Source organism: Alkalicoccus saliphilus (assembly GCF_003044065.1).
GTDB lineage: Bacteria > Bacillota > Bacilli > Bacillales > Salisediminibacteriaceae > Alkalicoccus > Alkalicoccus saliphilus.
Genome location: NZ_PZJJ01000006.1, coordinates 120,329 through 129,311, shown reverse-complemented (window position 1 = coordinate 129,311; position 8,983 = coordinate 120,329). Strand labels below are relative to the sequence as shown.

Annotated in this window: 3 protein-coding genes; 2 read left to right on the top strand and 1 reads right to left on the bottom strand. The window is 45.1% G+C overall.

All coding sequences use genetic code 11. The features are described from left to right. Window positions 1-136: 136 nt before the first annotated feature. Window positions 137-3,604, top strand: a complete 3,468-nt coding sequence (gene addB / locus C6Y45_RS05935) for a helicase-exonuclease AddAB subunit AddB (RefSeq protein ID WP_160058161.1) — start codon at window positions 137-139, stop codon at window positions 3,602-3,604. Further along, complete coding sequence (gene addA, locus C6Y45_RS05930; RefSeq protein WP_107584218.1) at window positions 3,597-7,226, top strand: helicase-exonuclease AddAB subunit AddA; 3,630 nt, start codon at window positions 3,597-3,599, stop codon at window positions 7,224-7,226. The genes addB and addA overlap by 8 nt, the downstream gene beginning before the upstream one ends. A 103-nt stretch (window positions 7,227-7,329) precedes the next feature. Here the strand turns inward: addA and C6Y45_RS05925 are convergent, their stop codons facing one another. Further along, a complete protein-coding gene (locus C6Y45_RS05925) occupies window positions 7,330-8,931 on the bottom strand; it encodes an ABC-F family ATP-binding cassette domain-containing protein (RefSeq protein ID WP_107584216.1) in 1,602 nt (533 codons plus the stop codon). Between the last annotated feature and the right edge of the window lie 52 nt (window positions 8,932-8,983).

Here is an 8,983-nt window from a genome sequence, read left to right as displayed (position 1 = left end):
TTGTCCCAAATGATCCTAAGACCATTATCTAGAAATATCTCGAGGTGTCCAAGAGGAAAGTATCCTTGAGAAGAAAGCAAGAGAAATTGATAAGTTCCAAAGGGACTTAAACATACTATACGAGGAGGGAATCCTGATGAGTATAGATTTTGTTATTGGAAGGTCGGGTACGGGGAAAAGCCACAAAATACACACGCGCATATTGGACGAGTCTCTAGAAGACCCGTCAGGCAGACCTGTGATTCTGCTTGTTCCGGAACAAATGACGTTTCAGGCAGAAAGAGAACTTCTTGCCCTGGCCGACCGTGCCCTGACGAGGGTGCAGGTTTTAAGCTTCCCGCGCCTTGCTTTCAGACTGCTTCAGGAAACAGGAGGGGCAGCAAGAAAACAAATTTCCAAAAACGGTATTCATGCTATGCTGCGCCAGATTACAGATGAGAGCAGAAACGAGTTGGAGCTCTACAAAAATTCTCTCACAGCACCAGGATTTATCCAGCAGCTGGAAAGAATGCTGACAGAATGTAAAAGATATCAGCTCAGCTGTACTATGATGCAGGAAGCTTATGAAAGTCTGGATGAAAAGGAACATCTTACTGCTTCAGAAAAAAAACTGCGTGCTAAACTCCATGACTTTTCTTTAGTACATAAAAAAGCGGAAGAAACTCTTTCTGGTAAATACGTGGAAGCAGAAGATCTTCTGCAGCTTACTGCAGAGGCGGTTCCTTCTTCAGCCATGCTCGAAAAGTCACGGATTTATATCGATGGGTTTCACAGTTTTACACCGGTGGAAGAGGAAATTGTAAAACAGCTTATGAAAAAAACAGAAGTAACGATGACACTCGTACTGGATGAAGAGCCGGAAATGAATGACCGGGGACATCCTCTGGATCTTTTCTTTGAAACTGCCTCAACGCTTCAGCAGCTGAAATCTTTTTCAATGGAGGAGGGTATTTCCTACAACTATGAAAAATTGGTGGAAGGCCACCGCTTTCAGTCATCTGGACTTTCCTTTATAGAACAAAATATAGAGCGGTTTCCGACAAAAATGGGGAAAGGAACCGGAATAGATTTATGGGAAGCTGTAAATCATAGGACTGAGGTGGAACATACGGCGAGAGAAATAGTGCGCCTTGTGAGAGAGGAAAATTACCGCTACCGGGATATTGCAGTTATGACGAGGAATGTGGAAGCTTACCGCAGCTATATTGAAACGATTTTTCCGCTGGAAAAAATCCCTTTTTTTATGGATAATAAAAAATCAGCCCTTGACCATCCCCTCACGGAATTTATTAAATCCGCACTGGAAACAATTGAAAAAGGCTGGCCGTATGAAGCGGTTTTCCGGATGATAAAAACGGAGCTGCTTTTTAAAGAAATAGGCGGGGAGGAAAGAGAGCAGGCTGATATACTGGAAAACTACGTTCTTGCCAGGGGAATCCGGGGGAAAAAATGGTATGAAGAGGAGCCCTGGGACTACTTTGTCGACCCGGCGGAAGAAGATGCTGATAATAGAGTGAAAACATTGGAAGAACTGCGGTCTAATCTGATTAAGCCTGTCCGGAACTTTGAAAAGAATATGAAGAAGGCACGTTCTGTCCGTGAGCGTGCAGAAGCTCTGTTTTTCTTTCTGGAGGAAGCAGCGGTACCGGCCAAGCTTCAACAGATGCACGATCAGTCTCTGGAAGCCGGGAGACTTCGGGAAGCAAGAGAACACGAGCAGATGTGGAAAGAAACTGTACGACTGCTGGATGATATCGTGGAGATCAGCCGGCAGGATAAAATCAGTTTAAAAATATTCCGGGACATGATAGAAGCCGGACTGGAGAGCATGCAGTTTTCTGTCATACCTCCAGCGTTTGACCAGGTACTCATTGCCGATGCAGAAACGTCCAGACTCCAGCATGTAAAAGCAGTTTTTCTGCTGGGGGTAAACGAAGGGATTTTTCCGAAAAAACCGGACGAGAATGGGCTGCTGTCTGAAGAAGAGCGGAAGTATATGGAGCAGAGCGGTATAAAGCTTGCTCCAGGGGCCGAAAACCAGCTACAGGGAGAATCTTTTCTTTTTTACCGCGCTGTCACCCAGGCTTCAAAAAATCTGTATATTAGTTATGCTCTTCAGGACGCCGGTGGAAATGCAATGAAACCATCCAGGTTTTTTTCTCAGACTGCCGCTATGTTTCCAGAGGAACCATTAAAAACTAAATTTGAGTCTCCTCAGGAGCAGGGTGTGGAACATGAGCCGGATTTTGTAACGAATCCTGAAAGATCGCTGACTTACATGACTGTACAGCTGCAGCAGAGGAAACAGGGATACAATATTCATCCGGTGTGGTGGCAGGTATACGAGTGGTATCTTAATCAGAATGAAAACCGGCGTTTTTCGACGCTTCTTTCCAGTCTGACGTACAAAAACCAGCCGGTGGAATTAAAAAAATCACTTTCCAGACGTCTGTATGGAAAGAAGATAAATGCGAGCGTGTCCAGGTTTGAGCAGTTCAACGCCTGTCCGTTTTCACAGTTTTCCAAATATGGTCTTAAATTAAAAGAACGGGCGGCTTATAAGTTGGAAGCTCCGGATATCGGGTTGCTGTTTCATGCCGCACTTAAGGACGTTACAGAGAGAGTGCAGGAAGAAAATAAAGATCTGCGTACTCTCTCACGTGCAGAAATTACCCGTTACGCTGAAGAGGTTGTTGAAAATCTCGCCCCGCGCGTGCAGAGAGAAATATTCAACAGTTCCGACCGCTATAAATATATTCTCCGCAAATTGAAGGATGTAGTATCCAGGGCTTCAATTATTATGACAGAACAGGCAAAAAGAAATGATTTTGTACCTGTCGGGTTTGAAATCGGCTTCGGTCAGGGAGAAGCGATACCGCCGCTTCAGTTCACACTGAGCGACGAAACAGTAGTCGAAGTTTCCGGAAGAGTCGACCGGGTGGATAAAGCAGAAACTTCCTCCGGAATATACCTGCGGATTGTGGATTATAAATCAAGCTCCCGGGATATCAAACTGGACGAAGTGTATCACGGGCTGGCAATGCAGATGCTTGTTTATCTGGACGTAGTTATTTCTTTTGCAGATGACTGGCTCGGTGTGGAAGCCGATCCGGCGGGAGTATTATATTTCCATGTGCATAACCCTGTCCTTAAAACGAATGAGCGGCTTACGCTGGAAGAAATCGAAGAACTTCTTTTAAAACAGTTTAAAATGAAAGGGCTCCTCAGTTCAAACGAGGAAGTTATCGCAGCGTCGGACACTTCCATCGAATCCGGCTGGTCAAATATTGCCCCGGTCCGCCTGTCGAAAGATGGGAAACCTGCAGGCGGTTCACGCACACTGGCACCGGATGACTACGGACTTCTCCGGCAGTATATACGTTCACATATGCAAAACCTCGGCCAGAGAATGGCTGATGGAGATATTTCACTGACTCCTTACAAAAAAAAGCAGCAGATCCCATGCACCTACTGCTCTTATAAGTCCTTCTGCCAGTTTGATCCATCCCTGGACACGAATAACTACCGTACGCTTCCGGAAAAATCCGCTGAAGAAGTTATTGAGGCGATAAGAAAACAAAAAGGAGGAAAAACAGATGACTGATATCCCCCGGCCGGAAGGATCGAAGTGGACAGAAGATCAATGGGAAGCTATTGCACTGGATAAAAAGCCGATGCTTGTATCGGCTGCTGCGGGCAGCGGGAAAACGGCGGTTCTTGTCGAAAGAATTGTCCGAAAAGTTACAGACACGAATAATCCGGTGGATTTAAACAAGCTGCTCATCGTAACGTTTACGAATGCAGCTGCCGCCGAAATGAAACAGCGTATAGGGAAAGCATTGGAAGAAACCCTCGCTGAAAATCCTGAATCCCAGCACCTCCGCCGTCAGCTTTCCCAGCTTCAGCGCGCCAACATTTCGACGCTGCACGCCTTTTGTATGAATGTAATCCGCACCTACTACTATGAAGTAGGGGTTGATCCTGCTTTTCGTATGCTCGATGAAACCGAAGCCGCCCTTCTGGAAGATGAAGTGATGGAGGAACTTTTTGAATCCGCCTATTCTGAAGAAAGCGATTTTTACACTCTCGTCGATTATTTCACCGGTGACAGGACTGATGAAGAGCTGAAGAGGCTGCTTCTTGATCTATATCACTTTTCCAGGTCCCATCCGGATCCGGAAACGTGGCTGGCTGACACTGTTTCCATTTATGAGAATTCAGAAAATGTGCCATTTGACGACCTGGATTGGGTAAAAGAAGCTAAAAATTACGTACGTCTGTCCCTTGATGGAGCAGTTTCAATGTATGAGCAGGCGTTGAGAACAGCAGAAGCACCGGGAGGACCCCATAAATACATAGAGCTCCTTGAAGAGGAAGTAACAATGATCAAAAATGCTTCATCGGCCTATGACTGGGAAAATTTAAAGTCAGCTGTTACGAACTTTCATTTTAAAAGGATGCCTCCTGTAAAAAAATCAGATACTGACATAGATTCTGACCTGCAGAAACAGGTGCAGAACATAAGAGATGAAGTTAAAAAGAAAATGAAAAACACAGCGAAAGATTATTTCAGCGCTCCGTCGGACGTTTTAACAGACGAAATGCAGAAAATGGCCCCTGTTATACGGACACTCACCAAATATGTGAGCCTTTTTTCGAAAAATTATCAGGAAGCAAAACTCGAAAAAAATGCGCTTCATTTCAGTGATCTCGAACATTACTGCCTGGACATATTGAGGGACAAAGAAAGCGGTCGTCCCACGTCGGCAGCTTATCAGTACCAGTCCCAGTTCGACGAGGTGCTGATTGACGAATATCAGGACACGAACTTTGTACAGGAAGCGGTCATTAATCTTGTATCCGGCAGTAATACACTTTTTATGGTTGGAGATGTCAAACAATCCATTTACCGATTCCGGCTTGCTGAACCGGGACTCTTTCTACAAAAATATAAAATGTATGAGGAAGAAAAAAGCGGGCGGCGTATTGATCTATCAAAAAATTTCCGCAGCAGGGAAACGGTACTGCACGCTGCGAATTTTGTTTTCAGCCGTATTATGAGTGAAGCAATCGGGGAAATGGAGTACGACAACGCGGCTTCCCTGAAGCAGGGGAACTTCAATTTCCCGGAAAATGGGGAAGAGGAAACGGAAATACTGCTAATAGACAAACAGCAGTATGGAGATGATGACGAGGAAGCAGAAGACATGGAATCTTCCCAGCTGGAAGCAAGAGCAGCAGCTGAAAAAATCCGTGAAATGGTGGACGGCGGTTTTCCGGTGTTTGATAAAGCTAAAAATACTACAAGGGCGGTGGAGTACAGGGATATCGTTATTTTAATGCGTTCCATGCCCTGGGCGGACACGATGATGGAGGAACTGCGGGCTGCAGAGATCCCTGTATTTGCTGATTTAAACACAGGTTATTTTGAGGCAGTGGAAGTGAAAATCATGCTTTCTCTGCTTCAGGTGATTGATAATCCCTATCAGGATATTCCGCTGGCTTCCCTGCTGAGATCCCCTATCTTTGCTTTTGATGAAGAAAAACTGACTGAAATCAGACTTTTTGCTCCGGAAGCCGACTTCTACTCGGCTCTTAAAAAGGCGGCGGAAGCAGATTACGAAACAAGCGCATCGGTTATTCAGCAGATTTCCAGATGGCGTGATGCAGTAAAATCGATGGGCCTTGCGGAATTCATTTGGTACTTATTTGATGAAACCGGCTATGTGGAATATGTCGGCGGGCTTCCGGGAGGCAAGCAGCGTCAGATGAATCTCCGTTCTTTGTATGACCGTGCGAGGTCCTACGAACAAACATCTTTCCGCGGCCTGTTCCGCTTTCTGAGGTTCGTTGAACGAATGAAGGAAAGAGGGGACGATTTAGGAAAAGCCCGTGCGGTCGGTGAACAGGAAGATGTTGTGCGAATGATGACGATCCATAAGAGTAAAGGACTGGAATTTCCGGTAGTAATACTTGCAGGAATGAATAAACAGTTTAATATGATGGATTTAAATAATTCCTATTTAAAACATAAAGAACTCGGATTTGCAGCAAGATATATTGATCCGGCAAACAGAGTTTCTTATCCTACGCTGTATTATTATGTTATGAAGGAACGCCTCCGCCGGGAAATGCTTGCAGAGGAAATGCGTATTTTGTATGTTGGAATGACCCGGGCCGAAGAAAAGCTGATATTAACCGGTTCAGTTAACAACTATGATAGTTCGCTGAAAAAATGGACCGGGCATCTGCCGGCGCTGGAAATTCCGGAAACTATGCGGGCGGGAGCTAAAACTTTTTTTGACTGGATCATGCCGGCTTTCTTTACCCATACGGACTCGGAGCCTTTTCTTCAGAAAGCAGGGATTCCTGTATTACTTCAGCAGAAAGATTTATCGAGATGGAGAGCGCTCCGGATTCCGGCTGCATCGCTGCAGAATGCGGTCCCCGCTTTATCATCAAAACCAGAAAAGCTGGAAGCAGTCGAAAACAGACAGAGTGTCGGTGTCGATATTACGTTTGTTTCGCGGCGGTTTAACTGGCAGTATCCATACGTTGATGCTACCTCAACTGAAGTCAAAAAATCAGTAACAGAATTGAAAAGAGCCGGAGAAGACCCGTACAGTGGATCTTTATGGAACCAATCCGCTCCTGTTTTTGACAGACCATCCTTCGTCCAGGAAACAAACTTTTCCCCTGCTGAAAAAGGGACTATTATGCACACGGTTATGCAGTATATACCTTTTTCTGTTGAAACAGTGGAAGAGGTGAAAAAAGAAGTGGCAATACTCGTAGAGAAAGAAATAATTACTGAAAAGGAAGCAGAGCAGGTTAATTATAAGCAGGTGACAGATTTTCTCGCAGGGACGGAAGCGGACAGGCTCCGCAGGGCAGAATGGGTGAAACGGGAAATTCCTTTTACTCACGGAATTAATGCTTCATCAATATACGAAAACTGGGAAGGTCCGGAAGAAAAAGTCTTCGTCCAGGGAATTATCGACTGTGTATATAAAGAAGAGGACGGGACTGTACACATTCTCGACTATAAAACGGACCAGATCACAAACCGTTTTGCCGATGCTTCAGAGGCTGCTGATTATTTCAGGAAACGATATAAGTATCAGCTTACTTTTTATAAAAAAGCTCTGGAATCTGCATGGGGAATTTCCATCGCTTCGTGCAGACTCTATATGATGGAAGGACGAATGACTTTGGAAATAGAGTAAAAACTGAAGCAGGCCTGGTGTATGTACAGGGCTCGCAGCCGGTTTAAGCTCGTCTAAAATAAAAAAACAGCCGCCCGTAGTCGACTACGGGCGGCTGTTTTTATTAAGCTTTTGTTTTCATACGTTCCTGTACATACTCATCATACGTAATTTCTTTGTTGTAGGCACCCTCATCCTGAATTTCAATAATACGGTTTGCGAGGGACTGGTTAAACTCATGGTCGTGGGTAGCAAAGATAAGAGAACCTTTGTACTCAATAAGACCGTTGTTCAGTGCAGTAATCGATTCAAGATCCAGGTGGTTCGTAGGCTCATCCATCAGAAGTACATTCGCACCTGACAGCATCATTTTCGACAGCATGCAGCGGACTTTTTCCCCTCCGGAAAGAACAGATGGGCTTTTTTTCGCTTCTTCGCCGGAGAAAAGCATCCGTCCGAGGAAACCGCGTACGAATGTTTCCGACTGATCGTCAGGGGAGTACTGGCGGAGCCATTCTATCAGGTTGCCTTCACGTCCGCTGAAGTAGCTCGAGTTATCCTTAGGGAAGTAGGAGCGGGAAGTGGTGATACCCCACTTATAAGTTCCGCTGTCAGGCTCCACTTCTCCCATGAGTATCTGCATAAGGAGCGTTTTCGCCTGTTCATTCGGTCCTGTAAGAGCTACCTTGTCACCAGGATTAACAGAAAAACTGACGTTATTCAAAATCGTTTTTCCGTCAATTGATTTCGTCAGGTTTTCCACTGTTAATAGATCATTACCGATCTCCCGCTCTGGTTTAAACGCGATATAAGGATATTTGCGTGAAGAAGGTCTGATATCCTCTAAGTCGATTTTATCGAGCAGTTTTTTACGGGACGTAGCCTGCTTGGATTTTGAAGCGTTAGCGCTGAACCGGGCGATAAACGATTTAAGCTCAGCGACTTTTTCTTCTTTTTTCTTGTTACGCTCCTGTGCCATTTTAAGAGCCAGCTGGCTTGATTCGTACCAGAAGTCGTAGTTGCCGACATAAAGCTGGATTTTACCAAAGTCCAGATCTGCGATATGCGTGCACACGTTATTAAGGAAATGACGGTCATGAGAAACGACAATGACCGTGTTTTCAAAGTTAATCAGAAAATCTTCGAGCCAGTGGATAGCTTCGATGTCCAGACCGTTTGTAGGCTCATCGAGCAGCAGTACTTCCGGGCTGCCGAAGAGTGCCTGTGCAAGCAGGACTTTTACTTTATCACTTTCCGTGAGTTCTGCCATTGTTAAATAATGCTTCTCATCGGCGACACCCAGGCCCTGCAGGAGAACTGCAGCGTCTGATTCCGCTTCATAACCGTTCATTTCGGCAAATTCGCCTTCAAGTTCAGCAGCGCGCATTCCGTCTTCATCCGAAAAATCAGGCTTCATATAAATTTCATCTTTTTCTTTGCGGACCTGATACATTCTTTCATAACCCATCATTACAACTTCAAGTACCTGTTCACTTTCATAGGCATAGTGATCCTGTTTCAGCACAGCAAGGCGGGCATCTTTTGCGAGAGAAACGTTGCCGGACTGGGCATCAATTTCCCCGGAAAGAATGTTCAGGAAGGTTGATTTACCTGCACCATTTGCTCCAATCAGCCCGTAGCAGTTGCCGGGGGTGAATTTTATATTAACATCTTCGAATAATTTCTTATCGCCAAAACGCAGACTTACATCAGAAACTTGCATCATAATTTATCTCATCCTCTTCTTAAGCATACTGATGAATATTGTAACATTTCAA